General features: G+C 45.3%; 17 protein-coding genes. 14 read left to right on the plus strand and 3 right to left on the minus strand.

Annotated features, from left to right (window positions below; translation table 11 throughout):
- Positions 1 to 16: 16 nt before the first annotated feature.
- A complete protein-coding gene (locus ACRD67_RS14140) occupies positions 17 to 1,354 on the minus strand; it encodes a TolC family protein (protein ID WP_430967856.1) in 1,338 nt (445 codons plus the stop codon).
- Positions 1,355 to 1,560: 206 nt separating this feature from the next.
- Between ACRD67_RS14140 and ACRD67_RS14145 the strand changes: the two genes are divergently transcribed.
- Positions 1,561 to 2,934, plus strand: coding sequence for a sigma-54-dependent transcriptional regulator (locus ACRD67_RS14145; RefSeq protein WP_430967857.1), 1,374 nt, complete (start codon positions 1,561 to 1,563; stop codon positions 2,932 to 2,934).
- Positions 2,924 to 4,273, plus strand: coding sequence for a sensor histidine kinase (locus ACRD67_RS14150; RefSeq protein ID WP_430967858.1), 1,350 nt, complete (start codon positions 2,924 to 2,926; stop codon positions 4,271 to 4,273). Before ACRD67_RS14145 ends, ACRD67_RS14150 begins: the two co-directional genes overlap by 11 nt.
- A gap of 1,161 nt (positions 4,274 to 5,434) precedes the next feature.
- Here ACRD67_RS14150 and ACRD67_RS14155 read toward each other — a convergent pair.
- Positions 5,435 to 6,088 carry an OmpW/AlkL family protein gene (locus ACRD67_RS14155; protein WP_430967859.1) on the minus strand — a complete coding sequence of 218 codons (654 nt, stop codon included), beginning with the start codon at positions 6,086 to 6,088 and terminating at the stop codon, positions 5,435 to 5,437.
- 457 nt (positions 6,089 to 6,545) lie between these two features.
- Between ACRD67_RS14155 and ACRD67_RS14160 the strand changes: the two genes are divergently transcribed.
- On the plus strand, positions 6,546 to 6,890 hold the full coding sequence (locus tag ACRD67_RS14160; RefSeq protein ID WP_430967860.1) for a helix-turn-helix transcriptional regulator: 345 nt from the start codon (positions 6,546 to 6,548) through the stop codon (positions 6,888 to 6,890).
- A 357-nt stretch (positions 6,891 to 7,247) separates the two neighbouring features.
- On the opposite strand, the gene ACRD67_RS14165 is transcribed toward ACRD67_RS14160, so the two are convergent.
- The gene (locus tag ACRD67_RS14165) at positions 7,248 to 8,744 is read right to left on the minus strand and encodes a sodium/proline symporter (protein WP_430967861.1); all 1,497 of its coding nucleotides are present in this window, start codon (positions 8,742 to 8,744) and stop codon (positions 7,248 to 7,250) included.
- 187 nt (positions 8,745 to 8,931) lie between these two features.
- Here ACRD67_RS14165 and ACRD67_RS14170 point away from each other — a divergent pair, with 187 nt between their 5' ends.
- The 11 genes from ACRD67_RS14170 (at position 8,932) to ACRD67_RS14220 (ending at position 24,716) form a co-directional block, all read left to right on the plus strand.
- Positions 8,932 to 9,945, plus strand: coding sequence for a GntR family transcriptional regulator (locus ACRD67_RS14170; RefSeq protein ID WP_430967862.1), 1,014 nt, complete (start codon positions 8,932 to 8,934; stop codon positions 9,943 to 9,945).
- 179 nt (positions 9,946 to 10,124) lie between these two features.
- Positions 10,125 to 13,202 (plus strand): SusC/RagA family TonB-linked outer membrane protein, encoded by a 3,078-nt coding sequence (locus tag ACRD67_RS14175; protein ID WP_430967863.1) that lies wholly within the window; start codon positions 10,125 to 10,127, stop codon positions 13,200 to 13,202.
- Positions 13,203 to 13,238: 36 nt separating this feature from the next.
- Positions 13,239 to 14,816, plus strand: coding sequence for a RagB/SusD family nutrient uptake outer membrane protein (locus ACRD67_RS14180; RefSeq protein WP_430967864.1), 1,578 nt, complete (start codon positions 13,239 to 13,241; stop codon positions 14,814 to 14,816).
- Between the two features lie 150 nt (positions 14,817 to 14,966).
- The gene (locus ACRD67_RS14185) at positions 14,967 to 16,736 is read left to right on the plus strand and encodes a glycoside hydrolase family 36 protein (RefSeq protein WP_430967865.1); all 1,770 of its coding nucleotides are present in this window, start codon (positions 14,967 to 14,969) and stop codon (positions 16,734 to 16,736) included.
- A 27-nt stretch (positions 16,737 to 16,763) separates the two neighbouring features.
- A complete protein-coding gene (locus ACRD67_RS14190; RefSeq protein ID WP_430967866.1) occupies positions 16,764 to 18,419 on the plus strand; it encodes a solute:sodium symporter family transporter in 1,656 nt (551 codons plus the stop codon).
- Positions 18,420 to 18,447: 28 nt separating this feature from the next.
- Entirely contained in the window at positions 18,448 to 19,584 is a 1,137-nt protein-coding gene (gene galK, locus ACRD67_RS14195; RefSeq protein WP_430967867.1) for a galactokinase, read from the plus strand.
- On the plus strand, positions 19,584 to 20,627 hold the full coding sequence (locus ACRD67_RS14200; RefSeq protein ID WP_430967868.1) for a UDP-glucose--hexose-1-phosphate uridylyltransferase: 1,044 nt from the start codon (positions 19,584 to 19,586) through the stop codon (positions 20,625 to 20,627). Before galK ends, ACRD67_RS14200 begins: the two co-directional genes overlap by 1 nt.
- A gap of 122 nt (positions 20,628 to 20,749) precedes the next feature.
- Positions 20,750 to 21,256, plus strand: a complete 507-nt coding sequence (locus ACRD67_RS14205; protein WP_430967869.1) for a hypothetical protein — start codon at positions 20,750 to 20,752, stop codon at positions 21,254 to 21,256.
- Between the two features lie 70 nt (positions 21,257 to 21,326).
- Entirely contained in the window at positions 21,327 to 22,400 is a 1,074-nt protein-coding gene (locus tag ACRD67_RS14210; protein WP_430967870.1) for a helix-turn-helix domain-containing protein, read from the plus strand.
- A gap of 94 nt (positions 22,401 to 22,494) precedes the next feature.
- Positions 22,495 to 23,796: an NTP/NDP exchange transporter gene (locus ACRD67_RS14215; protein ID WP_430967871.1), complete on the plus strand. Its 1,302-nt coding sequence runs from the start codon at positions 22,495 to 22,497 to the stop codon at positions 23,794 to 23,796.
- Positions 23,793 to 24,716, plus strand: a complete 924-nt coding sequence (locus ACRD67_RS14220) for an aldo/keto reductase (protein ID WP_430967872.1) — start codon at positions 23,793 to 23,795, stop codon at positions 24,714 to 24,716. Before ACRD67_RS14215 ends, ACRD67_RS14220 begins: the two co-directional genes overlap by 4 nt.
- Positions 24,717 to 24,738: the final 22 nt, after the last annotated feature.

Below are 24,738 nucleotides of genomic sequence, written 5' to 3' on the forward strand. Positions count from 1 at the left end.
TATAGCGTACTTCGTTCTAATTAATATTAAAAATGGGGAGTCCCTGGTAAAAATCAAGTGTACTCCTATTGACTTCCATGCGCAGGCGTACCTGTAAATTCTCGTTTTGGGCACTGGCGAACAAATTTTTGGCCGTAAACAGCTCCATGGTGTTGATCAGGCCCTTTTCATATCTTTTTTGGGCGATAGTAAAAGCCAAGTTCTGTGCTTCCATCTTTTGGGTACTTTGTTCGTATTCCACTTGAAATGCATTGTATTCCTGTACCAATTGTTGAATGGTCTGGTACAGTTCCTGTTCCTGTAGATCCAGATTGTTCTGTGCCCGCATCAGGGCAATTTTCTGCTGTTTTACCCTGGATCGGGCAGACAACCCATTGCTGATCGGGATGTTCAGTGAAACCCCAATAAATTGAAAGGTATTGTCTCTGAACTGGTCCCTAAAGGGAATAGTGGTACCCAAGGAATCCGTCGTGGTTTCAAAGTAGCCCGTTCCATATCCGGCAAATAGGGACAGGGAGGGATACATGTTTCCCCGCGCTACGGCCACTTGTTTTTTTGCCGCTTTGGTCCGGAGTTGTTGTGCTTTGATGATGGGCATAAAGCCTATGGCCTTTGTAAATATCGTATCCGATTGCATGCTTGGGGTTTCGGTGGGTTCTGACAAGCCTACAAGTTCTGCTTGCACCGCAATGTCCGTTGCGTTCTCCAGGTTCATTTCCTGAACAAGCCCAAGTTTGGCCGCTGCCAATTGGTTGATGCTTTGGGTGAGGTTCAATTTATCGGTCAGCAAAACTGATTCTGCTTCATACAGATCGGCACCGGCCTTGAGGCCCAATTCAATCTGTTTTTTTACCAAGTCGTAATTCGCTTGCGATACCACCAACTGTTCCTTTGAGATATCGACCAGGCCTTCAAAGAACAGGATGTTGTAAAAGGCGGTCATGACCCGAAAGGCCAGAAGGTATTTTTGTTGCTGGGTTTCCTCCTGCGTGGCCTGGTATAAAAACTTAGAGGCCTTGATCGCATTGATTTTTTGAAAGCCCCGGAACAGGTCCATATTGGCTTGGAGCGAGTAGTTGTTGGAAAAGAAGTCGATATTTATGATGCTGTTGTCGTTGGGGTCAATAGACCGTCCAAAACGGATATTGTAGTCCGAAGTGGCAAAAATGTTGGGCAATAAATCACGGATGGACTGCCGGTAGGTCTCCTTATCGGAACGTAGACTGTACTGAAAATCGTTCAATTGAAGGTTATGCCCCAAGGCATAACTAACACATTCGCTCAAGGTCCAGGTCTCCTGGGAGGCCAAGTTTGCCGAAACGGATAAAAGGACTATGCAAAGAATCTTTCTCAATGTATTTTATTTGGTATGCCAAACTAGGAGCTATTGTTGTGCCATAATAATAATTAATTGATTTCCAATGTATTAGAATGAAAAAACTGAAAAAACATTTTCTTTTTGTAAAATATTTGTACAAATACTGTCCAATAATTTTACAATCCCTATGTCAATTAGGCCACACTTTGTAGCTTTACCACAACGGTTTAAAAACAGCCGACATGATAGATGCCAAGGTTTTAGTAATAGATGACAATAAAAGCGTGCTTAGTGCGCTGGAAATCCTATTGCAGTTTGAGTTTAAAAGTGTTGTGACCTTATTTAATCCGAATCAGATTTCTTCCTTTCCCAATATTACGGAACTGGACCTGGTGCTTTTGGATATGAATTTTTCGGCGGGTGTAAACTCGGGCAATGAGGGACTCTTTTGGCTAAAGGAGATCCAAAAGCGGTCACCGCATACCTCGGTAATCATGATGACGGCCTATGGGGCAGTAGACTTAGCGGTTAAGGCCTTAAAAGAAGGTGCGGCCGATTTTGTGCTGAAACCCTGGAACAATGAAAAATTATTGGCGACGGTAAAGTCGGCCTACCAGTTGCGTCAGTCCCGAAAGGAAATTAACCAATTAAAAAAGAAAGAAAGCAGCCTTAAGCAAGTGATCAATGATGACAAGAATGCGATCATTGGGAATTCCAAGGCGCTTGCGGCAGTACTGAATTTGGTGCGAAAAGTGGGAAGAACGGATGTCAATGTGTTGATTACCGGTGAAAATGGCACTGGAAAAGAGCTCATAGCCAGGGAATTGCATAGGACCTCAAGGCGAAAAAACGAGGTTTTCATTGGGGTGGATATGGGTTCCATCTCGGAGAGCTTGCTGGAAAGTGAACTGTTCGGGCATCAAAAGGGCGCTTTTACCGATGCCAAGGAAGACCGGATAGGAAAGTTTGAAGCCGCTCATGAAGGCACACTTTTTTTGGATGAAATAGGCAACCTTTCCTTACCTGCACAGGCCAAACTGCTATCAGCCATTCAAAACAGATCCATCGTGAGGGTCGGGTCCAACCAACCGCACAATGTGGATATCCGATTGGTCTGTGCCACCAACTGTAATTTGGAAAAGATGGTCGCAGACGGACTTTTCAGGGAGGATTTGCTTTACAGGATAAACACCATACACGTGGAAGTACCCCCTTTGAGGGAACGGGGTGATGACATCCTGGTACTGGCCGATTTTTATTTGAAGCGTTACACTTACAAATACGATAAACCCGGACTGCGCATTAATCAGGCTGCCCAAGAAAAGCTTAAACAGTATTCTTGGCCGGGCAATATACGGGAATTACAGCATACCATGGAACGTGCAGTAATCCTTTGCGAAGGCAATGTGTTGAAACCGGCGGATTTTCTACTGCATTCCAAAATTCCTACGTCCTTTGAAACCGGTCCGAAGACCTTGGACGAAATGGAGCATTGGATGATCCTGAAGGCGTTGGACCAACACGATGGAAACTACAGCGCCGCTGCCGAGCAGTTGGGGGTTTCCAGACAGACCCTATATAATAAAATGAAAAAACGAAAAGTCGATGATCAGTAGAAACTTCTACATGCAGATGGTTGTCAGGATAGTCGCACTTGCCCTGACGGCAATGGTTTTTTCGTATCTTTTTTTTACGAAGCACTATTTTCCATTTGCGCTGCTGTTGCTACTATTTGTTGTGCAGTCTGTGGGCATGGTCCGCTACGTAAATCATACCAACCGTAAGATTGCCTATTTCTTTGACGCTATACGTAACGAGGATTTTACATTGCGCTTCCCTGAGAAAGACTTGATAAAATCGTTTGAAAAATTAAATCACAGCCTCAATCGCGTAAATGAACTGATACAGGAGGTACATTTAAAGAAACAGGAACAGGAACAATTTTATCAGGAAATTCTTAAACAAACCACTATTGGTATCCTGACCTTCAATGCTAAGGGGCATATCCTTTTTGCAAATCCCACGATGGAGCGTTTGTTGAACTATTCACCATTAAACCACATAAAGCAACTAGATCAAGTAGATAAAAAACTGTATGCGCTTTTTGCCCAGCTAAAACCCTTTGACCGCAGGCTAATTCAATTGACCAATGAACGGGAACGAAGACAACTGGCTTTAAAATCAACTGCCCTCACCCTGAATGAACAAGATCTTTTGTTGGTAGTGGCGCATGATATTCACAAGGAGCTCGAGGAAAAGGAAACCGATTCCTGGGTACGCCTAATACGGGTCCTTACCCATGAGATTATGAATACGATAACCCCAATCACTTCTATTTCCGGGTCCATACTCAATTATTTTAAAACAGAAAAAGGCCTGGTACCAGTGGACTCCTTTGGTAAGTCGCACGTGGAGAATACGGTGAAGGGCCTGGAGGTAATCAAAAAACAGGGCACGGATCTAATGGAGTTCGTACAATCATACAGAAGCCTTCTAAACGTTCCGGCTCCCGACAAGTCGATCATAAAGGCCAACGCACTTTTGAACAAGGTGCAGATCCTAATGGCAGAGGAGATTGCCAAAAACAAGTTGCAATTTACCGTTTCCTGTAACCCAGTGGACCTAGAATTTTATGGGGATGAGAGACAGTTGACCCAGGTACTGGTAAACCTCTCCAAAAATGCCCTTCAGGCCTTACGGGATGATGCTAATGGCAGGATTGCGATGGTAGCCGGATCCACGGCTCAGGGAGAGAAATACATTGAGTTAAGCGATAACGGTCCAGGGATACCTGTGGAGCTTCTCGATGAGATTTTCGTGCCTTTTTTTACCACCAAAAAAGAAGGGACCGGGATTGGTTTAAGCCTTTCAAAACAGATCATGCACTTGCACGGCGGGAATTTGGAGGTCCGTTCCGCCCCATTTCAGGGTACTTCCTTTGTTCTTACGTTTTAAACAACGTTTATAGTGAAGAGTTATCAGTTGGCAGTAAGCAGTTCACAGTAAACAATGAACAATTATCAATAACCACGAAACAGTAGGCATTTCGCTGGGCGCATGGCGCGTTGCGCGGTGCAGTATATAGGGCAGTAAGCAGTTGGCAGTGGACAATTATCAATAACCCGAAACAGTGGGCATTTCGCTGGGCGCATGGCGCGTTGCTCGATGCAGTATAGTAGGCGGTTAGCAGTTGGCACACCTGCGCCAAGGCTTACGCCTTTACTATCCATATGTCGTCGAAACTTTAGTGGAGACACAAGCTTCTGCGGCACGCGGACGGTGTATGTTGACAATGAACAATTAGCAGTGGCTTGAGAGCACTTTAGTGTTGATAATTGATGAATTACGAATATCGAAGGCCAAAATTTTGGTTTGATCTGTCATTCCGCATTTAGTGCGGAATCCATTACAATTAAAAACAATAGGTGGACAGTTGGCAGCTCTCTGTGTTGGGTATGGGTGATGAGTTATGAGTTGATGAATTATGAATTCTATTCCCTATTCCCTATTCCCTATTCCCTATTCCCTATTCACTCTTCGCTCGTTGGGCGATGGGGTCGGAGATTCCTCGCAGGCTCGGAATGACAAAAGAAGGTGATAGTTGACATTATGCTTGGCGCGTTGCGCGGTGCATGATAATCAGCAGCGCTCAGTTCTAAGTTTTAAGTGTTAAATACAAGGCCAACCCCCGTCATTCGAAATTCATCATTCGTAGTTCGAAGAAGCTCCTTCCCTTTGTTAAGGGAAGGTGGCCCCGACCGAGCAAAGCGGGTGTCGGGGACGGAAGGGTAGTAAAGAAAGTGGCAGTAAGAAGTTGGCGGTATTGAGTTATGAATTCTATTCGCTATTGCCTATTCTCTTTTCGCTAATACCTTGGTTATTCGAATTTAGGACTTGGGACCCGAATACTATAGCTCAAAAAGGATATTGTCTAACCATCAACCATCAACCATCAACCATCAACCATCAACCATCAACCATCAACCATCAACCATCAACCACCAGCCACCAGCCGTCAACCGTCAGCCACCAACCATCAACCATACTACATCCTCCCCAAATGCAAATCCCCTGGAACGGCATTTTGCACTCCAGGGGATGGGGAAATCACTACGATTATAGTTTTACACCCACGCCAAATCCAAATATCCAGGGGTTGATATCCACGTCGGCCGTCACGGTCGCCCCCAAAGCGGAGGTGGCATTGACGGTGGCATCCGTATTCAGGAACAATTTTTTGATGTCTACATTCAAGAACCAGGTATCGTTGAGCATAAAATCAAATCCGCCCTGAAGTGCAAAACCGAGGGCCGTATCGTAATCTACGTCATCGGCTACAGGTCCTTCATCCACTCCGTAAAAAAGCGTCAGATTTACACCCGCGCCCAGGTAGGGCACCAGATCACCACCGGTGAAATGGTACTGGCCCGTTAAAGTGGGCGGCAACAACCAGACCTCGCCCAGGTCAATATCCCCTGCGGTTGTTCCCACAGCTTCAACATCGTGCTTGGTGGTCGCCAAAATAAGTTCTGCCGCCCAGTTTTCCGTAAAAAAATAGGTAAAGTCCAATTCCGGCACGAAAGTGGTGGAAATATCCGCATCCCCTCCTATGGTTTCTATGGAGGCCCCCTCGTCCGGACTTACCACAATTCCCCGAAGGCGAATTTGCCATTTGCTATAATCACTATCTGTACTTGGTGCCTCTTGGGCCTGCACAAAGTGTGCCCAACCAAAGAGCATTATTAATCCTGAGATTACTGTTTTTTTCATGGTGTTACGTTTTAAGTGAGTTACAAAAGTAGGTGCCAAAAAGAGGCATAAACATGACTTAAATCATTGTAAAATTGGCTTCAAAACAAGGAATTTCTCAATTTGTACAGAATTCGGTCCGTACTACAACTCAAAAACGCCAAAAGTAAATGCAATTGTCTGAATAAGAATGAATTACATTGCATTTATTGCAAGGCGGAAAAGTAGGGGGCAATAGAATTCTAAACCGCCTGTTCCTATATTCGCCCACTTATTACTTCAGGTTTTTTCATGAACGCTAGCTGTCTAAACTTTGTACCCCGTAGGTAAGCCGGGTGGGTAGTGCCAAACTGCCCTTATCTACAAAATATAAGAGGGGCTTTTGCGGATTTAAGGAAAGCTCAAAATGGAAAAAAAATGAAGCAACGGGATTTGTAATATGGGAAAAGGAACTGTGTCGAGGAAACCGGAACGAAGGATGGCGAAGGGTCATATTGCCTTATTGGAAGATTTGGCAACCCATAGACTTCGAAACCCACGGGACTGGTCTGTCTTCAGGGAGAAGTTTTTTTTGGCCTACCCATCTTTTTTGAGGCTGATCCTTACCCAAGGATACCGTTTTACACTTTCCGAAGAACGCCTGTTGGCACTGGAAAAACTAAACCTTACACCCACCCATATGGCGGCGCTTTTAGGGATTTCCAAGGAGAGTGTGTATACGGCCCGGTATCGCTTGCGAAAAAAATTAAAACTGCCCTATCACAAGTGCATCATTGATTTCTTGGAAGGGGAGGAGGTGTCACAAAAGATTGTAAAAAAATGATATACCGGCCACTTCCAAATGAGTGCTGGAAGATATACGGTGAGAAAGTATGAGTGGTAAGGTTGAAGGAGGCCATAAACCGGACGTTTATAGTGACTTTCTCCAAATAAAATTGCCCATGAGGGTAATTCTGGTGTGTAGAGCTCAGATTGCGACGAGCAATTTGTGCGACTTGGCGAATGGGCTCGTCCTACAGCGAGCCCATTCTTAAGAATTACAGTACTGTGCAAAGCTCAGGTTGATTGGGAGCAACCTGGGTGATTAGGAGAATAGGTCCGTCTTATGGCGGGCCTATTTTATTTAAAACCCTTGGACCGACCTTCTAAAATGTGCCCTGATCGCTGAAATGGGACACTCCTAAGACGTCTTTGAAACCTTCTTTGCAGGGTACAGTTTGGTGAATACCCAACCGGCCAGCATGGCCAAAAGAAAGGAGGGTGCCAATACATCGAGTTTCTCAAAATATACCCCGATACCGGCTATCTCCTGTACGACAAATTTGAACAGGGGGACACAGAGAAACCCGGTGACCATGGAGGCAATAGCACCTTTTTCGGAGTAGTTCTTCCAAAACAGGGATAAAATAATTACCGGACAAAAAGTTGCGGCTATACCGGACCAACCGAAGATAATGAACCAAAAGATGGTTCTATCCGGGGAGAGCACGGCAACAGCCATGGAGAGTCCCAAAGCCAAAAGGGCCATAAGCAGCGTGACCACACGCGAAAGACGTCCGAGTCTATTGTTTGCCAAGTTAGGGTGAAATATTTTCTGATAGAAATCCCGTGTAATGGCGCTAGAGGCAACGATCAACAACGAATCTATAGTGGACATGATTGCAGATAACACAATGGCTATATATACCCCTACCAATGTAAGGGGCAACAAATGCTCTACCATGACGATCAATACATTTTCCCCACCTATTCCAAGTACCGCAAGGGGATCTTGCCCCGTTTCCGTAAACAGGTACCTTCCCAACAGCCCAATGGTAACGGCGGCGGCATCCGTTAATAAGGTAAACAAAATGGCCACCCATCGCCCCTTGTTGATTTCCTGCTCGTTCTTGATGGCCATAAAGCGCACATAGATCTGGGGAGAACCCAAAAAACCCAGTCCGATCATGGCGAACCCTAAAATGGTAAAGGCGTTTATCCAGGGGTCGTGACTAGTTCCCCAAAGATTCAGGAGACGGGGGTCTATGGCCCTGAGTCCGTTAACAAATTCCGAGCCACTTTCTATAGAAAACCAAGCTATTAGAGGAAGCGCTATAAGGCCAAAGAACATCATTAGGCCTTGGAAAAAATCGGACCATACGGCAGCCAAAAAACCGCCCACAAAAATATAGGCCGTCACTACAAGAAACCCTACGATGGCTCCAGTGAAGTAATCGATACCGATCAGGGATTCAAACGCTTTTCCCGTAGTATCAATTTGTGCACTTACATAAATGATCACGAACACGGAAAGGGCGGTCGCCGCAATGCTCCTTAGGAGATTTGAGGTGGGCTTGAACCGTCCATCCAGATAGTCGGGTATGGTAATAGCCTTGTAGCTATCGGACTCGCGTTTAAAAGGCTTGGCCATAAAAAACCAGGAAATAGCCACGCCCAATACCTCTCCCAGCACTACCCAATAGGCAGAAATTCCAGCAATGGCCCCCATGCCGGTAAGTCCCAGTAGCAGCCAACCCGATTCTCCAGTGGCCCGTGCGGAGAATGCCGCTGCCCAGTATCCTACTTTCTTTCCACCCACATAATAATCGCTTAGACTCTTTACCTTTTTTGAGGCGAATATTCCAATAAGGAACAGGATGAGAAAATAGATGCTAAGGACTAGGAGTTTGGTGGTCATGCAGAGAAGAAAATTTGATCGTGCTTATAGTGAAAGACATAAAGATACGGTAAAGCAGGCACACGAAGCGCTTGTCACTAGATGCCAATTTGGGGCCATTTTAAGGTCAATTATCGATATGAAAACGCTAGACTCTTATTTTTTCGTAATATTACGCACCGCATTTACGTAAAGGGAAATCAAGAACATGTCTTTAATTGATAAGATTGTAAAGCTCAAGGAGGTGAATACCCTATCCAAGCATGAGCAGTTGGTACACGGGGTTATTGAGGCCATTGATGAAGGTATCCTGGTCACGGGAGACCAGCTTCCTTCTATCAATAAAATGGTAGAAGAACTGGGGTATGCCCGAAAGACCATAGTGAAGGCCTATGAGGAATTAAAGGAACGCGGTTTGGTGGAATCCAAAAAACTCAAGGGCTATTTTATCATAAGCCAGGAAACGAAGGTAACCCGAAAAATTGCGCTCTTGCTGTTCGCCTTCCATCGCTTTCAGGAAGAGTTTTACAATACCTTTAGAAAGGAATTGGGAAAACGTTTTCATATTGATGTGTTTTTTCATCACAACAACCTCACTATTTTTGAAAGTATTTTTGCCAACGTTAAGGGAAAGTACGGCATGTACGTTATCGCGCCAATTCCGAACAAGCGCATACGGCCCCTATTGGAAAGCATAGAACCCCAAAAGTTGCTTATTGTGGACCGTTTTTTAAAAATGCCCGATAGCTACTCCTACATATCCCAGGAATTCGAGGAGACTACCTATAGCAAGCTGACGGAACTTTTGCCCGCCATTAGGAATTACAAGAAGTTTATACTGTTTTTTAGCAAAAACACAGACTATCCTGTTGGAATTTTACATGCCTTCAAACGTTTTTTGGCCGATTACGGAGTCCATGGGGAGGTCGAAAAAAAATATAAACCGGGATCCGTGAAACCTGGGCACCTCTATTTTTTTCTTGCCGATACGTTCTTCTGGGAAGTATTGCGCGATTGCAGGGACAATCAATATGTAGTGGGCAAGGACGTGGGTATCCTCTCGCACAACGATCATATTGCCAACCAGATCGTTTTTGGCGGAATTACCACGATTTCCACGGACTTTAACGACATGGCCAAAAAGGCCGCGAATTATGTAAAACACGGGAACAAGACCCAGACAATCTTACCTTTTAATCTTATCCGGCGTAATTCCCTCTAGTCGGTTTTCCTAAGAAGCAGTGGCCGCTTCAAATGTCAAATATTTAAATTTTATCACCAATAGCTGTTAAATAGTTATTTTTTTTAACCTTTTTTTTTGATGTGTTAATCTTTTTTTTACATTTGTTGAGTAGCATAGAATATCATAGCATAAATACTAATCAATCTAAATTCTACCTTATGAACAAAAAACTGCTAAAGCAACTTACAGGTTTGGCACTCATGCTATTTAGCTGCATAGCCGCAGCACAGACCTTGGAGGTCACGGGTACGGTTTCCGATACAGAGGGACCCTTACCGGGTGTCAACATTGTGGAAAAGGGAACTACCAATGGTGTTACGACCGATTTTGATGGAAACTATGCGATCAGTGTTGCGAACGACGCCATCCTGGTATTCAGTTATATCGGGTATGGAACCCAAGAGATTGCGGTCAACGGACAAACCCAGATCAACATTAGTTTGCAAGTGGATTCGGCCCTCCTGGATGAAGTAGTCATCGTGGGTTTTGGTTCGCAGGCCAAAGTGGATGTTACAGGCGCCATTTCTCAGATAAAAGCGAAGGATGTGGAGCAGATTGTAACGGCGAACCCCACTACGGCATTACAAGGGAAACTCGCTGGGGTAACCGTGGAAAGCGCGGGTGGTGAACCCGGAAGTCCGGCCAACGTTTTTGTCCGAGGCATCAGCTCGTTGACCAATTCCTTTCCACTTTATGTAGTGGATGGGACCATTGTGGACGATATTGTTTTTCTGAACCCCAAGGATATTGTGGATATCCAGGTACTAAAGGATGCTACTTCAGCGGCTATTTACGGTACCAGGGCAGCAAATGGGGTAATCATCATTTCTACCAATAGGGGCTACGTGAATTCCGCACCTACCGTAAACGTAGACATACGGACCGGTGTCAATACCTCCAGCAAAACACTGGATTTATTGAACGGGCCTGAATATATAGCTTATTTGAATCAACGGAGGGTCAATGATGGACTTCTAGGCGATATCGTGGATCCGGGCATCAACACCGATTTTCAAGACCTCACCATAAATACAGGGAGCATCGAAGATTATGGGTTTAATGTTAGTGGCGGGGGTGAAAATTCTTCCTACTTTTTTTCCAGCAACTACTATAAGGAAGAAGGACTGTTGATCAGTTCGGATTTCCAAAGGATCACCTCTCGTTTAAACAGCAGGTTTACCTTGGGGAAATTTAAGATAGAGGAATCCCTTTTGTACGCGCAAAACGATTTTACACAAAATTTGGCGTTTGGAAACCAAGGTCCCACATTGCCCATATTAAATGCCTTTAATCCGGATAATGAAGGGGGTTTTGAAGCTGTGGACGGCGATATCTATGGGGTAGGGGGAACCAACAAATTTGCCAACGCCAACCTGCTTGATGATGAAAACACAGAAAGGAACCTATTGGGCAATGTTAACCTAAGTTATGAGATTATCGAAGGACTTACGGCCAAGTTGAACATTGGTGTTGACTATAGGAACATCTATAGAAACTCCTTTTTGCCCACCTTCTTTCAAAGTGTTACGGATGCCACCGCCAATATCAATGACGCCAATGATCTAACAGAAGTAAGGCAGGAAATTTTATCCACCAATGTGGAGCCCACTATAAACTATAAAAGGGCATTTGGAAAGCACGATTTTGACATGCTATTGGGCGGTGCCCGTCAGCAAGTCGATAACAATACCTTAGCGGTTTATGTGCAGGGCCTCCCCAGTAACAATATCAGAAATGTTGCCGGCTTTGCAGATTTGGTCCAGAATACCGGTGGAGGTAGATTGTTATCGCGTTTGTTTTCCACCTTCGGGCGTATCAATTATAAATATGATAACAAATACCTTTTCTCTGGTATTGTTCGTAGGGATGCCACTTCGCGTTTCTCTTCGCTCAACGACTTGAACTCCGATGTATTTCCGTCCTTTTCGGTAGGATGGATCATAAGCAATGAAGGTTTTTGGCCAGAGGAGTCCGTGTTCAATACCTTAAAGTTTCGTGCAGGATACGGGGAATTGGGATCTCAAAATATTGGAGATTTTGTTTTCCAATCCGTACTGGGTATCTCTTCCAATGTTGCCTTCGGAGGCACACCCGATCAAGGTTTTGCCATTACGTCCCTTGTTGACAAGAATATTACTTTTGAAACGGCCACCACGATCAATGTGGGTCTCGATGCCGCACTGTTCGATAACCGCTTAAACGTAAGTCTGGATTATTTTTCCAGGGATAACGATGATGTCCTATTGGCCGTGGATGTGCCATCAACAACAGGTTCGGCCAATCCAGTAATTCAAAATGCCGCTTCCATTAACAATAAAGGTTTTGAATTGCAGGCGAGTTGGAGCAATCGAAGCGAAGGAGATTTCAATTTCGATATCGGGTTTAATTTTGCGGCCATTGATAATGAGCTGACCACGGCTCCGAACCCCATACTTGGCCCCGTAATCAACGAGGAACAGACCAGGGTAAACCGCTTTGAGGAAGGCAATCCCTTAGGTTTTTTCTTTGGGTTCCGCAACGACGGCATTTACCGCAGTCAGGCCGAAATAGATAGCGATCCGGGCATTGCCAACGACCCAACCAGACGAGGCTTGGTACAGCCTGGAGATTTCAGAAGAGTGGATGTGAACGGCGATGGACAGATTACCACGGATGACCAGGTAAATTTGGGTGATCCCACGCCTGACTTTACCTACGGAATCAATTTTAGCGGTACCTATAAAAACTGGGATTTTGGCCTGTTCTTTAACGGGGTGCAAGGCAATGAAATTTACAATGTCACCAAGTTTTTTGGCGTCTTTTTCACGGACGACAATAAATTTGGATTGGTTCGGAACTCTTTTGTCCTAGGCCAGAATGAAAATACAAATGTCCCTAGGGCAGCTGCCGCGGGAGGACCTGCAGGAAACCAATTGCCTTCGGATTTCTTCGTGGAGGACGGCTCGTTTTTACGTCTCAAGACCTTGGAGATAGGCTATGATCTCAGTGACCTTTTTGGCGAGGTGCCATGGGTCAAGAACGCCAGGCTCTTCTTTAATATGCAAAACGTATTTACCATAACCGGATATTCGGGATACGATCCCGAGATTGGCTCTACTTCGGGCGCCCAAGCCGATGCAGATACAGGATTCTTCGGCTTCAGGAATGTGACCAACCCCATTTTGGGTAGGGGATTGGATGTACGGGCGCAACCCCGGCCCAGAACGTTCATTTTAGGGGCCCAAATATCTTTTTAAAAAAAATTGTTTTATAATTTAAATGTAATTATAGTCATGAAAATAAAAAGTAAAATTTTAGGGAGTCTTCTTTTATTGGGACTAGCGTTCCACATAAATGGATGTGACGAAGATCAGTTGGAGCTTTCCAATCCAAACACCGTGGCAGAGCCTGAATTTTTTCAATCGGAAACTGATTTTAGGCTTGCGGTAAATGGCATGTACCACCCCATAACGGCTGTTTTCTTCTGGGGAAGGGTAGTGCATACCGGTGCCGTACTACGTTCGGACGCTTTTAATATTGTACCCTTTGATACAAATACCCAGATGTCTACGCTTCAGGGCGTTCCCGGGGTGTCGCGCTGGTCTGCCGATATGTTTCCGCAATTGTATCAGACGATATCCAGGGCCAATACGATTATTCAAGCCGCGAATGACGAAAACTTGTCGAATGCCACGGTACGTGATGAAATTTTAGGACAAGCTTATTTTATGAGAGCCTTTGCCAACTGGTATCTAGCGGCCTACTGGGGCAATGTACCCTTGGTTATGCAGACACCTACATCCACAGAGGATTTCTTTCCTCCCCCTGCTACCCAAGCGGAAATATTCAATGCAGTTATTGCGGATCTTACCGAAGCTGCCAACAGATTGCCGGCCTCATGGGGAGAAGAGGACGCCGGAAGACCTACTGCGGGCTCCGCTTTGGGACTCAGGGGCAAAACACATCTGTATATGCAAAACTATGCGGAGGCAGCTACGGATCTAAGGGCGGTAACCACAAATTTCAGCTACGCCCTTTTACCTGCGGAACGTTATGCGGAGAATTTTGATGAATCCAATGAAAACAACGAGGAATCGGTCTTTGAATTGCAATATTTGGGTCAGGATAACTTTGTATGGGGCTCGGATATCCCCGGTACGGGAACGCAGGGAAATTACTTCATCGACTATGCCCCGCCAAATTTAAGTCCGGATAACGGCCATTTTATCAACCCGCACATCTTTCAGGTTTTTGAGGACAATGGTGACACCGTGCGTCGAAATGAAACTATCGGGTTTGACTACCCCGGTTCCACCGGGTATGGTGGACTACCCTTTGCCGAAGATTTTGCCGCGGATATTGCGGAAGCCAATACTAGGGGCGTGGAACCTTATTTTACAAAAAAGTATGCCGCTTATTTTGCGGGCACCAGAGAGAGTATCCCGGTATTGGGTCAAACCATCGGGACCAACTGGAGGATCATACGATATGCCGACGTACTGTTGATGCTCGCCGAGGCGGAAAACGAATTGGGAAATACCGGAACGGCCATTACCCTTATCAATCAGGTCCGAGCCAGGGCGGGAATTGCAGATCTCGTCGCAGGCCTTACCCAGGCACAGGTTTTTGATGCCATTGTGGATGAGCGGATCATGGAATTGACCGGGGAAAGCCATCGCTTTCTCGACTTGGTTCGCTGGGGCTTGGCAGACGACATTTTGGGACCGGGATCTACTGTGGCCAATGGTAGGCATCCGAAGTCCCTTGCCGGCGAATCCGCCGTTTTCACCAGCGGCCGCGATGAGTTGATATGGATACCTGTTCCACAATTGCAGGCAAACCCAAATCTGGTTCAAAACCCAGGTTATTAAAGAAAGTTTTTTTGAGTTTAGTTTAAGTTTTTTCAGTTTAGCATGTGTAAAAGCCAAGTGATGTTCGGTTACTTGGCTTTTATTAAAGTGGTATGCTGCTTTTTTGGACCACTGCTGAACGAACCGGTCATTTAATAAAAAGGAAATAGTATGATTACGGGGACCACCGAGAAAAATATAGGTCAGATCAGCGTTCTTGGGGCAGAGGCCGCTATAACCTCAACACTTACCAAGACGTACGATAAAGATGGGCTTGTCCTATATGATGTGGATATCAACAGCGAAATTCAGATGTATCCCCAGCCTGTTACATTAAAGTGGATCGTACCTGCAGTCAATGTTAAAGGGGTATGGAAACCGACTGCGGATTTTTCCAAGCGCATACAGGCAGACTGGGAACTGGGGGATATGGAATCCAGGATTTCCATAGATGCCCCGGTGATAAGCCTGTTTGGCCATAATGACCATAACGTATTGACCTTTGCCTGTTCCAATGCCATCAATAAATTGGAAATGAACGCTCGGCTAAGGGAAGAGGACAACTGCTTCCATTGTCATATTACCTTTTTTACGGAATATGAGTACGCCATGAAAAATTTTAAAGTGCAGTTGCGTTTGGACTATCGCGATTTGCATTTCTCCAAAACGCTTAGGGAAGTATCGCAATGGTGGGAGAGCTATGATGCTTTAAAACCTGCCTACGTGCCAAGCAGTGCCAAGATGCCCTTGTACTCTACATGGTATCAGTTCCATCAAAATTTGAACGAGGAACTATTGTTGAAGGAATGTGAAGTTGCAAGCCGCCTAGGATATGGGACCATTATTATTGATGACGGTTGGCAAACCGTAGATTCTAATCGAGGATACGATTATACAGGCGATTGGCACCCAGAACGTATTCCGGAAATGACCGCTTTTGTAAACCGTATACATCAATTGGGTATGAAGGTGGGCCTATGGTTTTCTGTGCCTTTCTGCGGTAGAAAGTCCAAGGCTTATAAAAAATTTAAGGGAAAGTTTCTGACCGAAAATCATCGGTGGGCACCTGTCTTCGATCCCCGTTTCCCCGAGGTGAGACAGTATTTGATAGCGACCTATGCGAACGCCTTGGAACACTGGAATTTGGATGGTTTTAAACTGGATTTTATAGATGATTTCAGACTGTATCCCGACACCCCTCTTAGTCAGGAAGACGGAAGGGACTACGCTTCTATCAATGCAGCGGTTGATCGGTTGTTGACCGATGTTATCAAAGCCTTACAGGACATAAATCCAGAGGTTTTCATCGAGTTTAGACAAAAGTATACAGGGCCTGCCATGCGTAAGCACGGCAATATGTTCCGAGCGTTCGATTGCCCTGGGGATGCCACCATGAACCGCGTCCGTATAGCGGATATTAAAATGCTATGTGGCCGGAGTGCCGTGCATTCGGATATGGTGACCTGGCACGAGGACGAACCCTTGGAAATAGCCGCACTTCACATGATAAATACCCTTTTTGGAGTGCCACAATTATCCATGTTATTGGGCGATATGCCTTCGAGGTACATTAAAATGATCGCCTTTTATACGGCCTATTGGAAGGAAAATGCCTCCGTCCTCTTGGAGGGCGATTTTAAACCCTACGGACCTCTATCCAACTATCCGATCCAAAGCGTAATGAAAAATCAACATATAATTTTTGGGATTTACGATGAGCGCTTGCTTCCCTTTGAAGAAGCGTATAGGACGGTTCACGTATTGAACGCAAAAATGTCCGAGCAAATCGTTCTCGATTTTAAGAGCGATTTTGGAGGGTACAATTGTTGTATATTTGACTGCATGGGTACCATAATTGAGGAAAAGGATATGCTTTTTAAACAGGGATTGTTATCGATTGCGGTCCCGAAAGGCGGCATGGTACAATGTCTGAAACAATAATTAATTGCAACCAAACCAACTATAATTATGGGAATACTCGCCATTGCTTCGTTCGCAGGATTTACCTTATTGGTAGCGGGGATTGCATGGTACGCTACCCGAAGTACAAACGAGAAATCGGCCGATGGCTATTATCTTGGCGGAAGAAGCCTAGGGGCAATTACCATTGCCGGCTCGTTGTTGCTTACCAACCTTTCGGCGGAGCAGATCGTTGGCCTTAACGGTCAGGCGTTCACAGAGGGTGTTTTGGTTATGGCATGGGAGACCCTGGCAGCCATTGCCATGATTGTCACCGCCATTTTTCTGCTTCCCAAATACATGAGGGGCGGCATCACTACCATACCACAGTTTATTGAGAACAGATTTGACCATCAGACCAAGGCAATTTTATCCGTTTTATTTTTGATAGCGTACGGGATTGTTTTGCTGCCCACCATATTGTATTCCGGTTCCTTGGCCTTTAGTACCATGTTTGATCTACCCAACATGCTGGGACTGTCCCAAAATGCCACCATTTGGGTATGTGTTTGGAGCATAGGCATAATTGGGTCCATTTACGCCATTTTCGGCGGCCTTAAAGCGGTGGCCGTGTCCGATTTGATCAATGCGGTGGGACTACTGATAGGAGGACTTTTGATTCCCGTCTTTGGTTTAATGGCCATAGGAAACGGCAGTGTTTCCCAAGGTTTGGATATTTTATGGAAGAGTAATCCGGAAAAATTTATCGCTGCGGGCGGGGTAGATGCTTCCGTTCCGTTCGGCACTATCTTTACAGGAATGATGTTGGCCCAGATTTATTATTGGGGGACCAATCAGTCTATTTTGCAGCGTGTTTTTGGAGCCAAAAGCTTAAAGGAAGGCCAGAAAGGGATGATTCTGGCAGCCTTCGTAAAATTCCTTATTCCGGTCATTGTGGTACTGCCTGGAATCATTGCTTGGCATTTGTTCGGCGAGGACCTGGATTATGCAGACCTTGCCTATCCCAGATTGGTCAAAACTGTTTTGCCTGCTGCATTCATCGGATTTTTTGCCGCGGTGCTTTTCGGGGCCGTGCTCAGTTCCTTCAACAGTTTATTGAATAGTAGCGCTACCTTGTTTGGATTCGACCTGTACAAACAATATTTCAAAAAAGGGTCTTCTGAACTGCAAACGGTAAAAGCCGGCAAATCTTTTGGGATGCTGTTGGCCTTGGTATCTATGTGTATCGCACCTTTTATCGTGTATGCTCCCGATGGTTTGTTCAGTTATATCCAGGTTATGTTGGGAAGTTTAAGTGTACCGATTTTTGCCGTGGTTCTGGTGGGTATTTATACCAAAAAGGTTCCCGCATTGGGTGCCAAGCTTGTTTTGACCTTTGGCGTACTCATCTATTTGTTCAGCCAGTTCGTTTTGAGTCCGTATTATGTGGACTACGCCCTTGTTGAAGCTGGGTCAGAAGGCATTACCGACCCCAAAGCGCTAAGCATAATCAAAGCAGAGGCGTACCCGCACTTTCTTCATGTTATGGGAATCTTGTTCGTTTTTAACGTCTTGGTGCTGCTGATTATCGGAAAATTGGCTCCCAGGGATACCCCTTATGTACCGATGACTACGGAGGAAATCGACATCACGCCGTGGAAATATGCGCTGTTGGTGGGTGCATTGATTACCGCATTGGTATTGAGCACCTATTTGATCTTTTAGGCCTGCAAATTCACAGAATGGACCACACATGCAATTTTTAACGGATTTTACCCCAGAACTTGTTGTAGCCTCCCCAGGTAGAATAAACCTTATAGGGGAGCATACCGATTACAATCTGGGTTATGTACTGCCAGCGGCCATTGCGAGAAAGATTACCTTTAATTTTCAAAGGAACAATTCCGATGACCGGTGCCATATTTACAGCAAGCAATACAAAACAGGTTTTAGTATCGATTTAAAATCGGTCAGGAGAAGTGCTATGGAATGGGAGAACTACCTCTTGGGGGTAATCCATGAAATCACGAAAAAGACGGATCGCCTTCGTGGTTTTAATTGTACCATTGAAAGTGATTTGCCCGCCGGTTCCGGATTAAGCTCCTCGGCGGCCCTGGAATGTGGCTTGGCCTTTGGCCTCAATGATCTCTTTGGGCTTGGCCTTAGTAAGATTTCCATGGTAAAGTTATCCCAAAGGGCCGAACATAATTTTGTAGGGACACAGTGTGGGATTATGGATCAATTTGCCTCTGTAATGGGGGCAGATGGGCATGCGATGTTGTTGGACTGTAGGTCCCTGGACCATACCCATATTCCTATGGAACTGGCACCCTACAAAATGGTAATGCTAAATACCAAGGTATCGCATAATTTGGCTTCCAGCGCTTATAATATTCGAAAAAGTGAATGCGAAGAAGGGGTGTCTATACTAAAGGCAAAGTACCCGGAGGTACAATCGCTTCGCGATGTTAACACGCCTATGCTTTTGGAGTGCAGGGACCGAATGAACACGACTGTTTTTAACCGATGTTCGTTCATCATAAGTGAAAATAACCGGGTGTTGGCTATGGTAGATGCTTTGAGAAAAAAGGACTTGAACAACATAGGCGCACTGCTCTACGAGGCCCATGAAGGAATTAGGACCTTATACGAGGTGAGCTGCCCCGAATCGGATTTTTTAGTTGATTTTGCAAAGAAACACCCGGAGGTCCTGGGCGCAAGGCAGACCGGAGGTGGTTTTGGGGGATGTGTATTGCACCTTGTTCATGAAAAATCCGTGACCCGTTTTGTGGAAAGTGCTACGCATGCGTATAAGAAGAAGTTCAACATTCCGTTGGAGGCCTTTGAGGTAAGACCAAGCAGGGGAACAACAATTACATACACCAAATAATGGAGACAGGTATAAACCAAAGCCCACATAGAAGGTACAACATCCTTACCGGGGAGTGGGTCTTGGTCTCGCCGCACAGGACCAAAAGGCCCTGGCAGGGCAAGACCGAGAAAAACGATAGCGGTCCAAGGCCCAAATACGATGCCAATTGCTATCTGTGTCCAGGCAATGAACGGGCAGGGGGAAAGGTAAACCCAGGGTACCAAATACCGTTTTCCTTTGCGAACGACTTTGCCGCCCTGCTACCCAATATAAGGGAAGATAAGCAAGTAGATGGACTGTTACGGGCCGAGTCCGAATCCGGAATCTGCAAGGTGGTCTGTTTTTCCCCCGATCATTCCCTTACGCTACCGCTGATGTCCGTTTCGGCCATTACGGATGTTATTTCCCTTTGGCAAAGGGAATACAAAGAGCTTGGAGCCCTGGACACGATTAATTATATACAGATTTTTGAAAATAAGGGCGAAATTATGGGCTGTAGCAATCCCCACCCGCACGGACAAATTTGGGCGCAACGGACCTTGCCCCAGGAAGTGCGGAAAAAAGCGGATCGATTTTTGGGATACTGGCAGGAGCATGGAAGGAGTATCCTGTCCGATTATATAATACAGGAACAGGAATTGGACCAGCGAATTGTTTTGGAAAATGACGATTTTGTCGCTTTGGTACCCTATTGGGCCATTTGGCCGTATGAAACGATGATTGTTCCCAAAAGAAGAATAGCCAACATCACCCAGCTTTCGGATAGCGAAAAACGTTCTTTTGCAGAAATCATCAAAAAGTTGACCACACGATACGATAATATCTTTGAAACCTCTTTCCCTTATTCTGCCGGTATCCATCAAGCGCCAACTGATGGTATTGAACACCCAGAGTGGCACTTACATATGTCCTTTTACCCCCCTTTATTGCGATCAGCCACCATAAAAAAGTTTATGGTAGGGTACGAACTGTTCGCCAACCCGCAGCGCGATATTACCGCGGAACAGGCGGCAAACACTTTAAAGGAACTAAAGGACGTACACTATAGCGTAGCGCCTTAAGGAAACCCAATCCTATAAAAAGCGGTGAAAATGCCCGATAGCTTTTGTATTTCGGAGTTTCAGTGGCTGGGTGTACCCCATATCCAATATTTTCATAACTTATGGCAGTCTAAATTATTCAAATGATGAACATCCCGGGAAAGATGATCGCGATACTACTCTTGTTGATGGGCACAACGGTCCACGCGCAACAGGAAATTACCTTTAAGGAGGGAATTGTGGGCCAGTGGGAGGGCCAAGGTACCCTTTTTGGTACCGATGCAGCTTTTAAGATGCATTGGACAACCACTTTAAACGACAAATTTGTGAAGTTAAGCTTCCAAAACCAGTTTGTGGACAAATCGGGAACTACCAGGGTGATGAAGGCCAGTGCCTTTTACAATCTGGAAAAAAAAGAGGGGTATTGGTTCGACTCCCGAGGCCTGATGCTGCCCCTTAAACTGGAACCGGCAGCGCAGTCCCTGACCGTTTGGTGGGGCGATGAAAGCACGGAACAGGGAAAAACCGTCTATACCCTGTTGGGCAAGAAACGGCTAAATGTTGAGGACTATGTGCTCAAGGACAATTCGTATATGTCTTTTGGTAAGGCGCAATATCAAAAAAGTAGTGTGGAACAGGGCCAAAATTGAAATTGGGGCCCCAACCTGAACCCAACATCCATTAAACTCGTATTTTGCAATAGATTAAATCACCTTTTGTATGCAACGCCCATCAAATCCTTCGGCAAACCACATGCCCTTTACCCGTGAGATCGAACTCCTTTTGGGAAGTGTAGGAGCTGTTCAAAGCCTTTTTATGGGCGCATACCTGTTTGCGATTAAAAAACGAAATAATACCCATCTTCTGCTCGGCTTGTTCTTTTTGTTGATTACGTTACGCATTGTAAAATCGCTTTTATGGGTTTATTTGGATACTGTCCCCAATTGGTTCCTAAACTTGGGTTTTATTGCCCACGCGGCCTCGGGGCCTGCACTTTTTCTTTACTTCCATTATTACCTGTCCCAAAAACGATGGAAGCCCATAAACTATCTGCATTTTATTCCCGCACTTATGCTGTTGGCCTTTATCTTGCGTTTAAACGAGGATAATTTTTGGTACTTGGGAGGATACACTGCCCTATTGGTCCAGCAATTGGCTTATACGGTACTATCCTTGGGAATTGTTATCCGTGCCGCATTGCAAATAGGAAAAACCAAACGCACTTATCCTAGAGCCCATTGGATATGGCTCTTTATACTGGTAGTGGGGGCCACATCCATTCAGCTCGCGTATTTTACCAATTATATCCTAGAGATTACCCCCTATATGGCCGGACCCGTAATCTACGCTTTGTTTGTCTATGTAATCGCTTTTTATGGAATAACCCGTAATACGGTGCTTCAACCTCCAGGTTTCCAGCGAAAATATCGAAACATTAACATGGACGAGCATGATTTTGAGCTGGCAAAAACTAGAATTTTAGGCCTTATGGTGAGCGAAAAACCATACCTACAAGAGACTTTTAACATAGGGCAAATGTCCAAATCGATTTCATTTCCGAGCTATTTAACCTCGCACGTAATCAATAAGGGGTTTCGGACCAACTTTTCGGACTTTATCAACTCATACCGGATCAAGGAGGCCGAAACAAAGCTCAGGTCTTCGGCTTATCACTACATTAAAATTTCAGAGATTGCCTATGAGTGTGGGTTTAATTCCTTGTCCTCCTTCAATTTGGCCTTTAGAAAGCAAACCGGGACCACACCTTCAAAATTCAGAAAGGCCCATATGTAGATCGGTGTATTTAGAAATGTGTAAGCCGCATTTAAAAATCACTGAAAGCTTGTGACCCATACGCCGCATATTGCACACATCTTAATGTGTCGCTATGCTTCGGGTCCTTGCCAGGTATGTCCTCCTAAAGCCATCGGAACTCCCCGTGGTCTTATGGGCTTTCCTGTATTACTTTTCACTATTGGCTTCCTATTTTGTATTAAGGCCCTTACGCGATGAGTTGGGCATTGTCAATGGAGCTTCCAATATGCAATGGTTGTTTACGGGAACCTTTATATCCATGTTACTCATCGTACCCGTTTTTGGAAAGATAACATCCAGATACCGGATGGGAAGCGTGCTAAAGGCGTCCTATCTTTTTTTTATAAGTTCCGTTGCCCTATTTTATCTGTGCTATAAGATGGAATGGTATATGTGGGTCATGCCTCTTGTCTTTTTTATCTGGTTGAGCGTTTTCAATCTGTTTGCCATTTCCCTTTTTTGGAGTGTTATGGTCGATATATTTAGTGCCGGCCAATCCAAGCGTTTGTTCGGGATTATTTCTGCCGGTGGAAGTTTGGGCGCACTTATGGGCCCTGTAATCACGGCCTTAGTCTCGTCTAGCAGCGATATTGAAAATTTATTCCTTATTGCCATTGTATTATTGTTGGTAACACTGCTTGCCCTACACAAAATTTTAAGGCTGCAAGGAAATCGGAAAAAGGCAGGGGGGCTTTCCGAAGGGGTTTTTGGGAACGCACCCTTGAACAAGAAGGGGATATTTGAAGGGATAAGGTTGGTTTGGAACTCTCCCCATCTCAGAGGCCTGGCCCTTTTTATGCTGTTGTATACCTCGGTATCAACTTTTCTGTATTTTGAACAGGCACATATTGTGGAACAGGCCCTGACAAAGAGCGCGGACAGATTGGGCTATTTTTCCAGGGTAGATTTGATAACAAACCTTTTGGCCATAACAGGACAATTCTTCCTTACCAATAGGATATTGGGAAAGTTTGGACTTGCCCTGGCCCTTGGTGGTATTCCCTTGTTGATAGGTGTTGGTTTTGTAGCCTTGAGCCAACACACCGTTCTTATTATCATAGCGCTGTTGCTCATATTTCATCGGGCAGGCAACTTCATGGTGATGCGGCCCGGGCGTGAAGTGCTGTATACCATCTGTAATAGGGAGGAGAAATACAGGGCCAAGAACTTTCTGGACACGGCAATATATCGGGGAGGTGATGCACTTTCTGGCTGGGCCTTTGCCGGGCTGGTATCCTTGGGTCTGGGATTATCACCCATTGCAATTATAGCAGTACCTTTAGTAGCCCTATGGTCCTATGTAGGGTTTCAACTTGGCAAAAAGGTAGATCGGTCTCCTAAAAAAATGATACGAACCCTAAAAATGAACAAATGAAAACCTATTCACGACGCACCGCTTCAAAAATGATGGCCGGCATTTCGGCAGGAACCATTTTGTCCCCCATGCTGTTTTCCTTTGACAGTGAGGGTATTAAAAAAAGACCGATTCCTTCTTCAGGGGCATTGCTTCCTATCGTAGGCCTGGGCACCTGGCAGTCATTCGATGTAGGACGTAATACACAGTCAAGGGCACCGCTCAAGGAGGTGCTGACTAAAATGAAGGCATTGGGAGGTAAAATGATAGATAGTTCACCCATGTATGGCAGCTCCGAACAGGTAGTGGGGGATCTCACCCAGAAATTGCACATTCAGGATCATTTTTTTTATGCTACCAAGGTGTGGACCAGCGGAAGGCAAGCAGGTATTGATCAAATGCAGAGCTCCATGCGAAAAATGAAAAGGACACAGATGGATCTTATGCAAATACACAACCTGGTCGATTGGCAAACCCAGCTTAGGACACTTAAGGCCTGGAAGGAAAAAGGGACCATCCGCTACTGGGGAATCACTCATTATACCAATGCTTCCCATGACAGGCTTGCCAGTATCATCAGAACCGAAAAGCCCGATTTTGTACAGTTCAACTATTCCATCAACCAGCGGAATGCGGAAAAAAGGCTGCTGGGAACGGCCAAGGATCATGGCACGGCAGTAATCATCAATAGGCCTTATGATGGCGGAGCGTTATTTAGAAAAGTTAGGGGCAAGGAGCTGCCATCCTGGTGCAAGGACCTGGATATAACATCCTGGGGCCAGTATTTCTTAAAATACATCCTCGCCAACGATGCCGTCAACTGCGCCATACCCGGAACGTCCAAACCGCACCATTTGATTGACAATATGAAGGCTGGTTTTGGAAAACTTCCGAAGGAAGTGGAAAGACAGAAAATGATCGACTTTTTAGAGCGCTTGTAGGATGGATGGATGAGGGTAGGGC

Origin of the sequence: Eudoraea algarum, assembly GCF_050589645.1 — a bacterium.
GTDB lineage: Bacteria > Bacteroidota > Bacteroidia > Flavobacteriales > Flavobacteriaceae > JBNGOQ01.